This window comes from Pirellulales bacterium, from assembly GCA_035533075.1.
Taxonomy (GTDB): Bacteria; Planctomycetota; Planctomycetia; order Pirellulales; family JAICIG01; genus DASSFG01.
On sequence record DATLUO010000068.1, the window covers coordinates 23,015 to 38,549 of the forward strand.

The 15,535-nt window shown below is 62.5% G+C and carries 11 protein-coding genes; all 11 read right to left on the bottom strand.

Annotated elements, in window-relative coordinates; genetic code table 11:
• Nucleotides 1-6 precede the first annotated feature (6 nt).
• The 11 genes from VNH11_09085 to VNH11_09135 all read right to left on the bottom strand — a co-directional run bounded on the left by VNH11_09085 (nt 7) and on the right by VNH11_09135 (nt 15,461).
• Nucleotides 7-1,455, bottom strand: a complete 1,449-nt coding sequence (locus VNH11_09085; protein ID HVA46515.1) for a hypothetical protein — start codon at nt 1,453-1,455, stop codon at nt 7-9.
• 183 nt (nt 1,456-1,638) lie between these two features.
• The gene (locus VNH11_09090; protein ID HVA46516.1) at nt 1,639-2,784 is read right to left on the bottom strand and encodes an alpha/beta hydrolase fold domain-containing protein; all 1,146 of its coding nucleotides are present in this window, start codon (nt 2,782-2,784) and stop codon (nt 1,639-1,641) included.
• Between the two features lie 171 nt (nt 2,785-2,955).
• A complete protein-coding gene (locus VNH11_09095) occupies nt 2,956-5,277 on the bottom strand; it encodes a glutamine amidotransferase (GenBank protein ID HVA46517.1) in 2,322 nt (773 codons plus the stop codon).
• Entirely contained in the window at nt 5,274-5,504 is a 231-nt protein-coding gene (locus tag VNH11_09100; protein HVA46518.1) for a hypothetical protein, read from the bottom strand. Before VNH11_09100 ends, VNH11_09095 begins: the two co-directional genes overlap by 4 nt.
• 1 nt (nt 5,505) lies before the next feature.
• Nucleotides 5,506-5,628: a hypothetical protein gene (locus VNH11_09105; protein ID HVA46519.1), complete on the bottom strand. Its 123-nt coding sequence runs from the start codon at nt 5,626-5,628 to the stop codon at nt 5,506-5,508.
• Between the two features lie 1,047 nt (nt 5,629-6,675).
• Nucleotides 6,676-10,323 carry a pre-peptidase C-terminal domain-containing protein gene (locus tag VNH11_09110; GenBank protein ID HVA46520.1) on the bottom strand — a complete coding sequence of 1,216 codons (3,648 nt, stop codon included), beginning with the start codon at nt 10,321-10,323 and terminating at the stop codon, nt 6,676-6,678.
• A gap of 263 nt (nt 10,324-10,586) precedes the next feature.
• Nucleotides 10,587-11,114 (bottom strand): Imm15 family immunity protein, encoded by a 528-nt coding sequence (locus tag VNH11_09115; GenBank protein ID HVA46521.1) that lies wholly within the window; start codon nt 11,112-11,114, stop codon nt 10,587-10,589.
• A gap of 231 nt (nt 11,115-11,345) precedes the next feature.
• A complete protein-coding gene (locus tag VNH11_09120) occupies nt 11,346-13,757 on the bottom strand; it encodes a DUF1549 domain-containing protein (GenBank protein HVA46522.1) in 2,412 nt (803 codons plus the stop codon).
• Between the two features lie 64 nt (nt 13,758-13,821).
• Nucleotides 13,822-14,133 (bottom strand): hypothetical protein, encoded by a 312-nt coding sequence (locus VNH11_09125; protein ID HVA46523.1) that lies wholly within the window; start codon nt 14,131-14,133, stop codon nt 13,822-13,824.
• A 137-nt stretch (nt 14,134-14,270) separates the two neighbouring features.
• Nucleotides 14,271-14,963: a hypothetical protein gene (locus tag VNH11_09130; GenBank protein ID HVA46524.1), complete on the bottom strand. Its 693-nt coding sequence runs from the start codon at nt 14,961-14,963 to the stop codon at nt 14,271-14,273.
• Between the two features lie 12 nt (nt 14,964-14,975).
• On the bottom strand, nt 14,976-15,461 hold the full coding sequence (locus tag VNH11_09135; GenBank protein HVA46525.1) for a hypothetical protein: 486 nt from the start codon (nt 15,459-15,461) through the stop codon (nt 14,976-14,978).
• Between the last annotated feature and the right edge of the window lie 74 nt (nt 15,462-15,535).

Consider the following 15,535-nt stretch of genomic DNA (forward strand, 5'->3'; position numbering starts at 1 on the left):
CATGCATCACTCCTCATGGAGCAAGGCCGGCTTGATGGTCCAGGCCTGTCGCTTGGCCAACTCCATCATGGCCGGGGCACGAAAGCCGGGTGGAAAAATCACCCAGCCCCAAAGTTGCGGCCCGTCGTCGGCCACGTACCGCTCCGCCGCCAGGTGGGCAGGCTTCAACACGACCGACTCGGGCGGAACCCCGCCGCCAGCCAAATCAGCGGCCGCGCCCGCCAACGCAACCAGGTAGCTCTCCGGCGGCGCTGACTTGCTGCCCAGCCAAACGGCGTTCGGTACTCGATTGTGCCATTCGACGTAGTCGGCCATGTCTTTGGCCGTCCGCGAGAACTGCGACCAATCGACGGTCAAGTCGCCGCTCAGCGTCGGCGTCGGCCCGGTGGGGCCGAGCGGCGAGGTTTTCAAACGTAGCGTCGCCTGGCCCGGACCGCCGCTCTCGGCCACAAATTGATTCAGCAGCGCGAAAACTTCGCTCGCCGCCAGCGTGAAGCCATCGTGCCGCTGAAACGAGACCTCGCGGGAAACACGCTGGGCGATGGTCTTGATGTCGCGGGGGCCAAATTCGCGGTCGCGCGCCTGGTCGCGGTAAAGCCGCGCCGCTTCGGAAGCGGTGATGAACCGCACGTCGTTGAAGCCGCGAAGGTAGCGGATGTAGCCCTCGAAGTTGCGCCAGGCGAGGGCCGACTCCGCGGGGCTTTTCCGCGGCGGCAGCTTCCACTCGTCGCGCGGCGGATTGGCGCCCTGGCGGAAGTTGACGCCGTCCCAGAACTCTTTGTGAACGAATTCGCAAGGATGATAGTAGATGCTCACCACGCCGCCACCTTGCTCGCGCAAGGCCGCTCGGGCGTTTTGAAAGCGGTCTTCCGCCGCGCGCAGGTCGCTTTCGGCGTTCAGCCCGGTGCGCAAGGTGTGGGCCAGCCGGTAGAGCGTAAGCACGCCGCAGTAGTAGTGCGGCTTGTCGTCGAGGCCGACGTGCCCTCCGGCGTCGAGATAGACCGGCATCTGCCAACGCCGCATGCCGCCGAACGACTGCGGCGCCCAGGAGCTGCCCGGCTGACCGTAGCAGCTTGGCGCCTGTCCGAAAATCCGCTCGACGTCCGCCCGGCCTGGTCCCTCGCGACGGTCGAACTCCGCGACGCCCTCGTCCCAACCCAGCACCGAGAGATACATGGCCGGGCTGGGCTGGACGCTGTGCCAGTTGGAGTGATAGCCGATCTCGTGCTTCTTCAGCGCGTCGATCACATCGTAGCGCTGGCGAAGCTTCAGCGTGCGGGCCTTTTCGCCCACCACCTTGAACGTGGCCCGGATGTCTTGCTCGCTGAGAAATCGTGCCAGCCGCAGGGCCGCGTCGTCGCTGGCCGGCAGAAGGTAGTCTTCCGTGTCGAACCAGAGCACGACATAGACGCCCGCCGGCTCCTTCGCCGCGGCCGGGCAAGCGATCAGGGCCAAAAGCGCGAGAATGACCGCCCACGTAGGGAAGGGCCGGCGAACGGATCGCGATTTTGGATTTTCGATTTTGGATTTTGGATTCCCGTCAATCCAAAATCCAAAATCCAAAATCCAAAATCGTCGGAAGCTCTCTCGCCCCAGTCTATCGGGTTCTCTGGACTGCATCCTACATTTCTCCCTCTGTCATTCGCCCGGCCGCACTTCGACCCGCTTCTGGCCCGGCTCGATCGGATCGCCGGGAATCTCGATCTCCGGCTGGCCGCGAAGGTGTTTGTCGAAGAACAAGCGAATGCGGCGGTCGAGCTCGGCACTGCGAAAACCGCCGTGCTTGCCGCCCTGAACCTTGATGAGCATCGCATCCACGCCTTCCTCCTTCAACGCGCCGAGGAATCGCTCCGACTGATCGAACGGCACCAGCGGATCGTCGGTGCCGTGAATCAGCAAAAACGGCGGGTCGTCCGACGACACGTAGGTGATGGGCGACGCGCTGCGAGCGGCGTCTTTGCGGTCCTGGACCGGGCCGCCGATCAGCCGCGATTCGGGCGAATCGGGCGCGTCGTGCTCGATGTCGCTGGGAAATTCGCTCATGGCCAACAATTCCGTCGGTCCATATTCATCGACCACGCACGCCACGCGGCTGTTCTGGGCAGTGGTGCCGCCGAGCGTGCCTTCCAAACGATCGACGCCCCCGCTGACGCCGAGCATGGCGGCCAGGTGCCCGCCGGCCGAGCCGCCGATCACGCCGATCCGCTTTGGATCGAGGTTGTACTTGTTGGCATTCGCCCGCAGCCATCGCAGGGCGGCCTTGCAATCGTGGATCTGGGCCGGCCAGATCGCCTCGTTCGTCAGCCGGTAGTCGATGGTCACGCCGGCATACTTGCCACTGGCCACCGAGGGGCGCAGAAACGCAATTCCGTCGCGCTTGCCGCCGTCGCGCCAGGCGCCGCCGTGGATATACACAATGACGGGCAACGGCTCTTCGCTGGCAGGCTCCTTGGGCAGCAGCAGGTCGAGCTTCTGGTGGGCGTTGTCGGTGCCGGCGTAGGCCAGGTTGAACTCGCCACGAACGCTGGGCGGCAAGCGGGGCGCGTCGCCGGGCGCGGTGGCCCGGCGAAAGGTCGCGTCTTCTTCGGGCGAAATCGCACCGTCACCGTTGGCATCAATCTGATCGAACAGCCGGGCAATCTGCCGGGGGAACTCGTCGCGCGTGATCTTGCCGTCGCCATTGCGGTCGAGCTGCTTGAAAGCGCTCGGCGAGGGTTGCGCAAGAACCGGCGCGGCCCAGCAAAGACACAGGAATACGAGGCAGAGGATGTTAGTACGGAACATTCGGCACCCATAAACGGCGTAGGGTGGGACCAGCGAGCTTGCAAGCGCCGGCCCACGCGATTTTGGATTTTGGATTTTGGATTTTCGATTATGGTCAATCCAAAATCCAAAATCCAAAATCCAAAATTACGACGATGGTGGGCCGGCGCTCGCAAGCTCGCTGGTCCCACCCTACACAAGGCCCCACTTTTTTCTTAGAAACCACTCTAACACCAACAAGCCGACAAAGCACAAAAAAAACTTCCAGTTGTCCCACAGCGTGTCCTTGGTCTGGGTTTCGATCTCCAACTCTTTCGTGCCCGCCTTGATCTCGTCCAGCAACCGCGGAAGCTGTTCGGGAGCCACGGTCTTGCCCGACGTCATGGCCGCCAGGCTTTCCAGAGAGCCTACGTCGGCCGCGGGATTGTTGAGCTCCAGGTCCTGTTCGAACACGAGAAACCGGGCTTTGGCCGTGCCGATCGGTTGTTGCTCGCGGGCCGCTTCCACCACCAGAGTGTAATCGCCCACGGCTTGCGTTTCGAGCAACGTGCCCGAAAAGTGGCCTTTCGCCTCGCCATCCCGCCGCAGCCGCACGTTGATTTTTCGACCGTCGGGCGTCAACACGTGGGCGTTGAACTGGGCGTCGGTGACCGGCTCGCCCTCGGCGGTTTCGGCGCCGACGGAAAAGTCGACCCGCGAGCCGGGCATGAAGCGCCGCTGGGCCAGCTTGATCTGCACGGCGCCTTCGGTCGTTTCGTCTTTGTGGGACAGCCACAGGATGACCTGCCGCCAAAACCGCTTGTGCTCGCTCTCGTGCCCCTGCATCCACCACCGCCAGGTGCTGTCGCCGGCGAAGGCCAACACGCGGCCATTGCCATAATCGCCGGCCACCAAGAGAGGTTGCCCGCCTTGCGACTCAGCCAGCACGTTGGCCGTCGGCTTGAGTCCGCTGAAGCGGTTGGCCCCCGTCAGCGGCGGCAACCGGCTCCAGGCGCCCGCGTTGTCGCTCGACGAAAGCTGCATCACGTACTGCCGCAGTCCCTGCTTCGCGGGCACCATCCGCAGCGGTCCCGGCAGGTGCAAGTCTTCGCGGACTTTTTCGCCGAAGTTCTGCCGTTCCAGCCGGTCGAACTCGATCGGCAACACATCGACCAGCGGCGTATTGCCGTAGCCGCCGGGTCCGAAGCTGTGCAGCCCGCCCAGCATCATGAAGCCCGCTCCGCGTTCGATGGCCTTGGTCAACGAATCGAGGTCTTCCGGCTTGAACACCTGCGAATCGAGGTCGCCGATGAGATAGACATCGTAGTTGCCGGCCACGAGCTTTTCGGCGAGATCGGCGGGCCGCGTTTGCGGTTTGTCGCCCCGAATCATGAGCGTCTCGACGTGGATGTCGGGCGACGTGTCGAGCGACCAGCGCAAGAACTTCTGCTCGGCGGACCAATTCCCCTCGAGATACAGCACGTTCAGCCCACCGCTGCGCACGGTGACGAACGTGCTGATTTCGTTGTTCGTCGTCAGCAGCTCGCCGGGTTGCGGCGGCGCCTTGATCGTGACTTTGATCTCGCCGGGCACTTCCGGCACGTATTGCTGCTCAACCGTGATCCGCTCGCCGTCTTGTCGGGCCGTGATTTGCTTGGTGGCCACGACCTCCATTTTGCCGGGCGAGGTTTCCACCAACAATTGCACCGGCACGACCTGGTTCTCCAGGCCGTCCAAACGCACCGACGCGGACGCGAGTAGCGGGTTTTTGACGAACACGCCGCTGGGCACCGACAGCTCGTCGAGGGCCACGTCGCGCGTTTGACCGGGTCCGCGCCCCTGGCCGAACGGAACGGCATAAAGTCGATAACCGAGATCGGCCATCCGCCGCACGGGGATTTGCGGCGGCAGATCGCGCGGCGCGTAGGCCCGCTGGGCGCCGTCGCTCAGCAGGATGACGCCGGCCAGACGTTTGCCGGCCTGGGCCTTGAGCACCTGGTCCATCGACGAGCCGATGGCCGTTTGCACTCCGTCGGGCACGCCGCCCAGATCGAGCTTGCCCGGCTCATAATCGACCGCCCGTGCCTGTTCGTCGAACTCGTATACCCGGACTTCCAAATCCTTTGCCAGCTCGTCGAAGGCCGGCAGCGACTCTTTCAACGCGGCCTGGGCGGCGTCCCAGCGGCTTTTTTTGCCGACCATGTCGGTGACCAGCATGCTTCGCGAGTGGTCGAGCAGAACCAGCAGCGTGGCGGCCTGCTTGGTGATTTTGGTCCAGACGAGCGTCGGCCGCAGCATGGCGAAGATCACCAGCAGAATCACCAGCAGCCGCAGCAAGGCCAGCACCGCGCGTCGGCGGCGGTTCGTCCGATCGCGGGCCGGGCCGAAAAACAACAGCGCCAGGAGCACGACGGCCAGCGGCACGACGAGCCACCATCCGAGGATGGGAGCGATGGAAAGCCGCACGATATTGGTAGGAAGCGTCATCAGTTCCATTTTGCTGACCGACCGCGCTTTGTGGTAGTAGTGATTCACTCGATGATTTTATTGCCGAACAGAAGTCGGTCGATTTCGGCCAGCCGGAACTCGCGCCGCTTGCCGATGCTCTCGTTGACCAGCCGCATCAGGGCCTCGGCTTCGATGAACACGACGCCGCGAATGGGCGTGCCGGTCATGAACCGGGCGAGCTTGTCGAGATCGTCGTGCCGGAAGCCGCGGCCGATGACGGCGAAATAGACGCGTTCGATACCCGATGCGGCCAATTCACGTGTGTGGGTCGTGGCGCAGGATGTGTTGTTCGTAGATTCCGCAATCGCGCTGGCTGGGCGGCCGTTCGTCCGCCGTCGTCCGGTTGGCAGGTGTCTGCGCCTTTTCTCGCTTGGGCATGGTGTTGGGTTCTCCGAGGTTCAGGGTTCAGGGTTCAGGGTTCAGGGGGCCGGTTTGCTTGTGAAAAACAAGAATCAAGCGCGCCGTCTGGGCCATCTAAGTTGTTCGAGGCCCGTGGTTTGCGGCGATTCGAGGAAGCATCGACGCTGACTTGTACAAGCGCGGAACCATCTGGCGGCTCTGTAGGGAACGCCCTCCGTGGCGTTCCGAGGTCTGGCGGCTCTGTAGGGACCGCCCTCCGTGGCGTTCCGAGGTCGTGCGGGTTGGCGCCGACCGCGCTGCGCGGAACGCCACAGAGGGCGTTCCCCACAGAGCGCTCCTCGTTCGTGCAAATTTGCACAAGCGAGAAAAACCCGAGGGATTTCATCATCTCGTAGCTCTGAAGAGGGGATGAGCGATGAGGCATGAGGGATGGCCAAAATAAAGTCGCGAGTTGGGCGTTGAGGGGCGTTCCGCGGTGGTCCGGTCCTGCCTTCTTGCACTTTACTCGCCGACTGGCTTGGGCACGTATCGTAGGCATCACGCTCCGCCGTGACGGAACCTTTCGGCCGCGGATGCTGACAGAAGAACTACCTGGCAGAAAAATGGGGAACGCGGCCGTCGAGCGAGGCGCCATTGGCTCATTTTTCTGTCAGGTGGTTTTTCTGTCATCCGTCTCTTTGAGCGCGGTTCATCCCTGCTGGCTCATCACTCATCTTGCACGGCCATTGGCTTGCATGGCTCTCGCGATGCGCTCGTCCACCGCTTGGCTGATTCCGGTCCCTCGTCTCTCATCCCTCATCTTTATCCACGATTGCCTAATATATATGCACAAAAATAGCCGCATGCGTACAGATTAGGCAGTCGCGCGGATTGCCCTCCAAATAGGTACGAAATGCTAAAAAACGCCGTGTTTGACCGGCTATTGCAAATTTGCAAAAGCCGTGCGCCGAGGTGCCGCGCTGGACCGCCGCGCGGTTCGGCTGCTCAATTCTTAGGCACGCCAGCATGGCCGTAAAAGAGGGAAAAAACCCGGATAAAACGGATGGGCGTATTCTCGATGGCCGACTATTTCTTCGCCAGCGGACCGGGCCGCCGCACGTGCAGCGTGACGGGCTGCGAGGCCTGACCGCCGGCGTTGTTGGCCAACGCATAGAACTTGCGATCGATGTCGGGCACCCAGCGGGCACAGGTCAGAAAGATTTGCCGCTCATCCTGGCCTTCGGGAATCAAAACGCCGTTCAGCCCGATGTTGTCGACAATCACACCGTGCGGCAAATTGTCGACGTCGAACTGCACGCGGTCTTTGAAGCCGTTGCGATCCACCTTCAGTGTGGCCGTGATGGTTGTGCCCGGTGCAATCGTCAGGTCGGCCGGCTCCAGCCGCACGATCAAGTTTGGTTTGTCGGCCAGCTTCACCTGCCCGAGGCCGTTCACCTCTTTGGTCACCGTTTGTCCGGCGATCTGGGCTTTGGCTTTGATCTTCACCTGCTGCCAGGCTTCGGGCGGCGGCTGCGCGGCGTCGGCCGTGGCGTTGAGCACCGCACGGGCTTCCACGTGACCGGCCTGAATCACGACCGGCGTGGAGATGGCGAATCCGGCGGGCAGCCCGGCCACTTCGATCGTAACGTCGTCGTCAAAGCCGTCGTGGCGATCGACCGAAAACGACAGCCGGCGGCCGCTGCCGCGGGCCACGGTCGGGTTGACGTCGGCCAGGCGGACCTCGAAATCGGGCTTCGGCCCGCGCACTGTCAGCCGATAGACAAAACGGTCGCCGCTGAAACCGCGCACGTCGCTGACACGCACCAGGTACGCCCCGTCGGCCGGCACCGTACACGTCAGTCGCGAGTCGCGGCCGAGCTTCCGCTCCATATCGTCGTCGTTCGCATAGTAAAGAGGAAAGACCGGCAGGCCGTTAGGCACAAGCTTGTCGCCGGGCGGGTGCGGCTCGACCGTGTAGCAAGAGTCGCCCAGAGCGTGGCTCGTCGGGCTGGTGTCGAAATAATTCCGCCGCCGGCCTCCGAGTTGATAGAAGGCGAGTTCCGAGTCGGGGCCTTGCGGCATGCGGAACACGCGACAGACTTCGCCCTGCACATACATGAACTCGTTCATCTCCATCTCCTCCCAGTTCTTTGGCCGCAAGCCGCCGCTGTTGGAATCGATGCCGCGGAACTCCAGGTAGCTGTCTCGCACCGCTTGCAGCAACAGCCGCAAGACCGGCATACCCTTGGCATCCAGCACGTCCAATCGCGTGTCGATCGGCGAGCCGCGCCGTTCGCCCTCCGTCTCGATTATCCAAGTCTGGCCGGCCTTGGCCTCGAAGCGAAACAGATCGACGTCGCCCGCCGAGGCGATGCGGCCGTTGACGCTGCCCGGCACGGCGATGGGCGTCGCCTTGTCGGCCGCGTCGTTCGGCTCGGCCTCCACCAATTCCGACGCGGCACTGGCCAGCACGTTCAGCGGCCGGCCGACGCGGAAGCGATTCGTATCGATCGGCACGGGCCGGTCGCCGGGCGGTCCGGCAGGCAGCTTGAGGCGCGTGCCCGGCGGCACGTTGTAACCGACCAGCTCGACTTCGGCCTCTTGATTCGCAGGCACGCTGACTGGATAGCAGGCGGTGACGTAGGGCAGTTCGCCGACCGAGAGGCGATAAAAATGCTTGTCGGAGCCGGTCAACGCCAGGTCGCTGATGCGGACGGTGTAGCGGCCGTCGGCCGGAACCGTGTAGGCCACGAGCGGATCTTGCCGCCCGTCGAAATCGTTGTTGCCGGCCACGACTTCGCCCGCCGGATCGAGCAGCGTGAGCACGCCGTCGAGGGCCGAGCCGAGGCTCTTGGCCGCCAGTTCGCAAACGATCGTTTGCCCGGCCTTGGCCTCGAAGGCGACATGATCGACGTCGCCGCGGGCGGCGAGCGTTCCCCAGATTCCCGCCGGCAAGGCGACGACCGCGGCGTTCTTGGGCGAGTTGTTCTCTTCGGTTTCGGCCACCTGCGGCAGATCGTCGACCTCGATCGGCATGCTGCCGCTCTTGCCGCCCTCGGTTACGATGCCGACCTGATAGGAGCCTCGCGGCAAATCGGCGGCCGGCGTGATCTCGACCCACGTTTCGTCGGCCCGCTCGGTTTCAGCCGATACGACCTTGCCTTGCAGCTTCGGGTGGTTGAATTCGATGCGAAGTGTGCCGGCAAGACCATTCGTGGGGCGGGCTTCTGGCCCGTCATGGACCGGATCTTTGACGGCCTGGGAAGGCCGCCCCACGAGATATTTGCCGGTGAGCTTCACGCGGGTGGTTGTGCCTCGCTGCACGCCGCGCGGCCAAAGCGCGGCCAGTTCGGGCTTGGGCGGCGGAATCATCTGGCCGTTGGTGTCGTCATAAAAAGCGAAGGAGCCGTCGAGGCGGCCCACGAGCAGCGTCTTGTTGTCGGCGGTCAGTGCCAACGCGGCCGGCCAGTCGGGCTGGGCGACGAGCGAGAGCCGCTCGATGACCTGGTCCGCATTCCAGACCCGCACCGTGCGGTCCTCCGCCGAGCTGGCCAGCGTTTTGCCGTCGCGCGACCAAGCCAGTTCGATGATCGCCCCTTCGTGCGCGAAGCGCGTGATGGCCAGCGGGTTGGTTCCTTCCTTTGCCGAGTCGCTCAGATTCCAGACGCGAATGCGGTTATCGACGCCGCCGGCCGCCACGCGCCGCCCGTCGGGACTGAAGACAACGGCGTATTGCTCCTTGAGCGGTTGGCCGAAGGTGTCGAGCCGGTTGCCGCTGGCCACGTCCCACAGCTTGACCGTGCGGTCGGCGCTGGCGCTGGCCAAGAGCTTGCCGTTGGGACTGAAAGCCAGATCGAACACGGCGCCGTTGTGCCCGGTGATGGTGCGGACTTCTTGCCCGGTGGCGGCGTCCCAGAGTTTGATGTCCTGGTCGTAGCCGCCAGTGGCGATCAGCTTGCCGTCGGCACTGATCGCGGCCGCATAGAGCGAATCGCGATGGCCGACGATGGTCCGCACGAGAGCGCCGTCGGCGACGTTCCACAGCTTCAACTCTCCGAACAGGCCCGGCTCGCCGGCGGCGCTAATGAGTTTCGCGCCGTCGGACGAAAAGGCGACGTCGGCCACGCTGCCGCGATGGCCGGCGAGCGTGCGAAGCGTGGCTCGGCTGGCCGTGTCGACCAGCCGCACTTCGCGGTAGCCGGCCAGGGCAGCCAGCTTGCCGTCGGGACTGACCGCCGCGGCGTTGATCACCTTGCGGGCCGGCGCGAGCAAATCGACTTTGGGTGTGACCAGCATCGTGGGGTCGGGCGGCTGGCCGTTGGGATTTTTCGCCCCCGCGTCGACCCATGCCCGGACCAAGGCGATCTCTTCCGCTTTCGGCCGCTCGTTGTCTTCCGGCGGCATGACGGGTTCGATCTTCCCTTCGAGCATGAGCACCAGCCGGCTTTGATCGCTCTTGCCCGGCAGCAGCACCGCGCCGCCTTCACCGCCTTTGAGCAGCGTCTCGTAGCTTTCCAACACCAGCTTGCCTTCGGCATCTTTGGCGTTATGGCAGCCAAGGCAGTATTGCTTGAAGATCGGCGCGATGTGCTGGTTGTAGTCGGGCGGGGCGGCGGCGCCGACGGCTCGGATGAAGGCAAAAAGAGCGCAGGCGAACTTCAGTCCAAAGTCTAAAGTCCAACGACCAAAATCCAATAAGCGCTTGGAAGCAATCACAATATCCTCGCTAGACATCTACGTTTTCCGAATATCTGCATAACGCGCCCGGACCCACCATTACGTGCCCTCAGCTCGAAAGAAGCGATCGCTATCCGGAGGCAAATGCTTCCAGCGCGGATGAGATTGCATTGAATCTGCCACCGAGCGCCGAATTCTTCCTCCGAGACAGATCCCCGGCGAATTACCCGCGCTCGCGTAGGCCCGCCAGCAAGGCAGTCCTTCCGTTTGTGAGACGAACGAACGCAACTTGCTGATATCGATAGCGGAGTGTGCGGACGTCACCGTTGCGTCTCCTCCGCCCAGGAGGCCGCAAGATGGGCCACAGCCATGAACCCGTGCGGCGGCGACTTGTGGCCCACGAATACTCTTACGTCGCCCGGAACCGTGGCGCGATCGTCATACACGCCGAAGTCGCCGCCGGGCCTTGCTTGCGCGACCAGTTCTTTGACTTGTTTCCCTAAGACGCTTGATGGTTCAACGAGTTGCAGGCCGGCAAGCCGGTGTTCGACGTCACCGTTGCAGACGAAAATCTGCGGGACGAGATGTTTACCGCCATCATCGCTAATCACCGTGATTGCGGCGAACCGCGCGATCCGGTCGCCTTGCATGGCGGAGGCTACCCGATCCAGATAGCCAAGCGCCAATTCAATCAACAGCAGATTCTCGTCACCGTATCGCTTCAAGAAGTCAACCTGCCGATAGCGCGAATAGAGAGGCGTCTCATCGAAATACGCAGGATCCGCGAAAGCTGAGAGGTCGTCCAGGAGGTGCTGCTCGCGCAGTACCGATTCAAATTGCGTTCTCATCGGCGACGAAATCATACCTTCCAACCTGCTGCTCGTAGGAACTCTCTCTGTTTCTTCGTCAGGCCGTTTTTGTGCTTCCAAGTTCCATCTTGATTGACTGCCGGACTGCCTTTACCTGGACCCAGGTGAGCGTGCCACTGCTCGCCCGTGATCTTCGGGCGGTCGATCCGGTCGATGCCTCTTGGCCCTTGTCCTCTGCGAACTATCTCGGCGGCCTCCTTGGGTGTCATCCTAATGGTTGAACAAAAACTCTCGGCTGCTCAACACGCTCCAGTAAAGGTCTTCCACGACCTGCCGCTTGTCCTGGCCCGGTTCGGCCAACACGCCGAGCACTCGCGACTTCTCGTCGTCGGTCGGCGGCCGCGATAGGGCGCTGAGATAAAGCTCCTCGATCAACTTGTCGTCCGCCGTGTTGGCGGCCAAAAGCTGCTCGATGCGATTGCCTTTTGCCTGCAGCTTGTCGTTCAGCGAGTTGCCGTTGGAGATGTGCAACACCTGCACCATCGTCGGCTCGGACGTCCGTTCGCACTCGCATGTGATCACCCGCTCGGGACGTCCGAACGTCCGCAGGAAATACGAGTTGACGTTCGCGTCGGGCAATTGCATCGCCCGCCAACCGAGCGGATAGTCGCCGAACTGCGTCGGCGCGCCGGTCACCTGCGACATGGCGTCGAGCAACACCTCGGCCATCAACCGCCGCGGGTAATAGCGAGAGTAAAAGCGGCCATCGGCTTTGTTCTCGGCCAGCGGTTGGCTGCTGCGCTGATAAGTCTTCGATTGCAGCACCGCCCGCATCAGCGATTTCAGGTCGAAATGATGGTCGACCAGGAACTTCGCCGCCGCGTTCAACAGTTCTTCGTTGCTGGCCGGATTCGTGAGCCGCATATCGTCGACCATCTCCACCAGGCCGACGCCGAAAAAGTTCGCCCATACGCGATTGGCGATCGCCCGGCTGAAGTACGGATTGTCGGGCGAAGTCAGCCAGCGGGCCAGGTGCTGCCGCCGGTCGTCGGGCGAGTCGATGGCCAGCGGCTCCCCGTCGAGCGGAGTCGGCGGCTGCGGTTTGCCGGTGAGCGGTTGGAGCAGGTCGCCGTCGGTCGCGGCGAAAACGATCGTGTTGCCTTCGCCGGGCGAGGCCTTGAGCTTCACGCGGGCATAAAGGTTCGCCATCGCGTAATACTGGTTGTTCGTCCATTTCTCCAGCGGATGGTTGTGGCAGCGGGCACAATTCACCGACATGCCCAGGAAGGCCACCGTCGTCGTCTCGGTCACGTCCGGAGCGTCCTGGTGCAACACGAAGAAGTTCGTGGCCCCGTTCTCCAGCGTGCTTCCCTTGGCGGTCACCACCTGCCGGGCGAACTCGTCCCACGGAGTATTCGCCTCGACCTGATTGCGAATCCAGGTGTAGTACGCCCACATCGCCGGCGGACGGAGCTTTTCGCTATTGACCAGCAACAGGTCCGACCATTTGTAGGCCCAGTAATCGATGAACTCCGGCCGCTGCAAGAGCGACTCGATAAGCTTGTCGCGCTTGTCAGCCGACGCGTCGTTCGAAAAGGCCCGACTTTCCTCGGCGGTGGGCAGCACGCCGATGGTATCGAGATAGGCCCGCCGCAAAAACTCGCGATCGCCGGCGGGCGGCGAAGGTGGAATACTGAGACTGGCCAGTTTCGCCAGCACCAACTCGTCGATGAAATTGCGCCGCTCGGCTTTGGCAAACACTTCGGCCGCAACGGGCGTGGGATAGGGCGAGCTGATCGTGGCGGTGACGACGCGGCTCAGATACCAGGCGGTGATCGCCCCCTCGCCGTAGCCCATGACCTTGACCTGACCGAGTTCGCCGACCTGGGCCACCGACTCGTTGGTCGACGTGAACTTCGCCCAGCGGGTGACGTCTTCCGTGTGACCGTCGTTGAAGTGCGCCAGCACGACAAGCTGTTGCTTCATCTCGGGCTTCAGCACCGAGGAGGCGGGCAAGATTTCCAATCGCACGAGCCGCGGATCGTCAGGCGTGGGCGGCGGCGTGCCGGCGGCGATCCAATCGGCCAGCACGCGATATTCCAGCGAATTGACGCGGAACCGCAGGCCGCCTTTGTGCGGCACGGCGCCGGTCGGCTTGGTGAGGATCAGGCTGCGGCCCGGATCGCTGGGCACGATGCGTCGGCCGCGCGCCTGGCGCGTGATCGTGTTGAAGTCGCCTTCGGGGTCATAGCCACGCAACGAGAGTTTGAAGCCGTTCTTGCCCGCCTGTGCTCCATGGCACGCTCCCGAGCTACAGCCAGCCTTGGCCAACACGCTTTCGACATGGTTGCGAAAGCTCCAACGGAACGGCTTTTCCATATCGCTGACGGTCACCGCGGCCGTCGCCGACCGCTCGCCGACTTTGGCGGTGATCGTCGCTTGCCCGTTTCCCATCGGCCGGGCCACGCCGTCGTCGATCGTCACAACCTGCGGATTGCTCGACTCGAACGTCACACCATCGGCAACTTGCCCGACGAACTGGCCGCCACGAGATTCCTCGACCAGCAGCGCTTGATACGCCTGCGAGCCGGAGAGCTTGACGTTGCCCGGCAGCAACACCAGCGCCTCGTCCGCGCGTAGGGTGGGCACCGCCCACCAAGAACTGACAATCAATGCGGACATTACCGCCAGTGCTTGGAACGGAACGTTGCTTAAGATGGGCATTGTGTCGATTCTCGCCCCTGGTTCACGAAACCACTGTGCCGTTCTCCTCATGAAGTTCCCTCAACTGTTCCCAAAACGAAACCTCGGACTTGATCTCTTGCTCGTGCTTCGACCGTCTCGGGTACTTGTCGCCGTGACAGATCCAACACTGCGGATTGCCGCAGTCATAAGCGTCCGTTTTGCGAAAACGGCCAACCTGTTCGTCGCATTCACATTCAACAACGTAAGCCGACACCCCGACGCGGTTGCGGTATTGGTTGCTTTCGACGTGGATGCGACGATGCTTCTTCCATTCACGATAAGCGACCTTGCGGTCTTCGTGCCAACGCTTCATCAGGACCTCCGTAATGAACAAAGGGCAACAGCCTGATGAAGCCGGTGTGGATAGAAAGTGTCATGTTCTCCTCCATTATTTAGCTTTGCGTCTCATGGCCTTTGGCGAGAAGCATCTTGGCAAACTGGACCTTAAGGTCATTGAACTGGCCCCTTGGCTGTGGTTCGCGCAGCGAATACTGATGACGCAGAACTTTCGACACGGCACACCTCGCCGCAGTCCATCCGCAAGTGCATACCGTGCCGCTGCGCTAGAGGCGACGTAAGGTGATAGAACGCGAACGGGTTGAAATTTGGCTCAGGGTCTGAAGCCCGATCGTGGCGTTGCAATGCAGCTAAATCCTCGTTCAGCCTCTTCTTCCATTCGTCCGCCGTCAGAGCGGTTTGCCGCTCCCACGCCGCACGGATCGCGTTGACGTCCCACGCCGGGTGCCGGTGAATGGGAATGATCCAGCCTTCGAGCACCACCGGCTCGCCGAAGTAATAGTTCCAGGCGACCTCGATGGCCGAGTCAAGCGAATCAGTGGGATGCCGCACAGCGTAGGGGTTGATGCCACCAAAGATTGCCGGTGGATCGTTGCGAAACTGCCATTGCCCATCAACGTTCTCGACAAAGCTTGGATCGGCGATCAAGACGTCCTCTCCCTGGCGCCCATCGCATGGGTAGCAAATGACGTTGATTTGCTGCCCGTTGACGGAAATGCTTTCCGCCTTCGTGTCGTTCGAAAGGTGCCCCAGGAAGAGCAGTGTTTCCTGCAAAACCAGAGCAAACATTCCGACGTCGCGGAACATTTTTTCGGCGTCTTCAAGCGTCGAGACTGCGGTTGCCATTTTTGTTATGCCCTATTTTGCCAAGGTCACGATCGCGCCAACCCTCATGACGGCGGAACCGGCCGCCTCAGCAAACTCTTCCCAAGGCGGCACGTGCCGCGTTCCCGTGGCTGGGTCGCGCAGCGACACAACGAACTCTCCGCTGCCACGTATTCGCTGAAAAACTTTGTCCACCACGACCGCATGCCCTAGGCCGTCCGCATCCAAAAAAACGGGTACAATTGCCGGGTGCCGCGGACCCACCTCGTCAACCATCGCCATCAAAAACGCCTGCTCGGCGAACTGGGGCACCGGATTGGTCAAACCATTAGCGTAGGTCTCCCTCACTGAAAAACCTAGCCGAATCGCCGCACCGATGGTCATCGACGCGTCGTCGAGAGTCATCTTAATCCGTCCAATAGTAAGGCCTTTGCTTGCGACGCTCAACTCGCTCAAGGCGGAACTCAGCATCTCGGCGGCCTTTCCCTCAATTCTAACATTCTTGGCCCGCAGCACCATTTCGGCGCATGCCACCCCACAACTGTTTCCGGTGGGCTGCTTGCTTGACCGTGGATGGCGAACGGGCCAGCGCG

Bases quoted from the DNA above. Each gene is read 5' to 3' on its own strand.
- VNH11_09105 (HVA46519.1), bottom strand. From the start codon at position 5,628: ATGCCCAAGCGAGAAAAGGCGCAGACACCTGCCAACCGGACGACGGCG.
- VNH11_09120 (HVA46522.1), bottom strand. From the start codon at position 13,757: ATGTCCGCATTGATTGTCAGTTCTTGGTGGGCGGTGCCCACCCTACGC.
- VNH11_09110 (HVA46520.1), bottom strand. From the start codon at position 10,323: ATGTCTAGCGAGGATATTGTGATTGCTTCCAAGCGCTTATTGGATTTT.
- VNH11_09135 (HVA46525.1), bottom strand. From the start codon at position 15,461: ATGGTGCTGCGGGCCAAGAATGTTAGAATTGAGGGAAAGGCCGCCGAG.
- VNH11_09090 (HVA46516.1), bottom strand. From the start codon at position 2,784: ATGTTCCGTACTAACATCCTCTGCCTCGTATTCCTGTGTCTTTGCTGG.
- VNH11_09125 (HVA46523.1), bottom strand. From the start codon at position 14,133: ATGAAGCGTTGGCACGAAGACCGCAAGGTCGCTTATCGTGAATGGAAG.
- VNH11_09115 (HVA46521.1), bottom strand. From the start codon at position 11,114: ATGAGAACGCAATTTGAATCGGTACTGCGCGAGCAGCACCTCCTGGAC.
- VNH11_09130 (HVA46524.1), bottom strand. From the start codon at position 14,963: ATGGCAACCGCAGTCTCGACGCTTGAAGACGCCGAAAAAATGTTCCGC.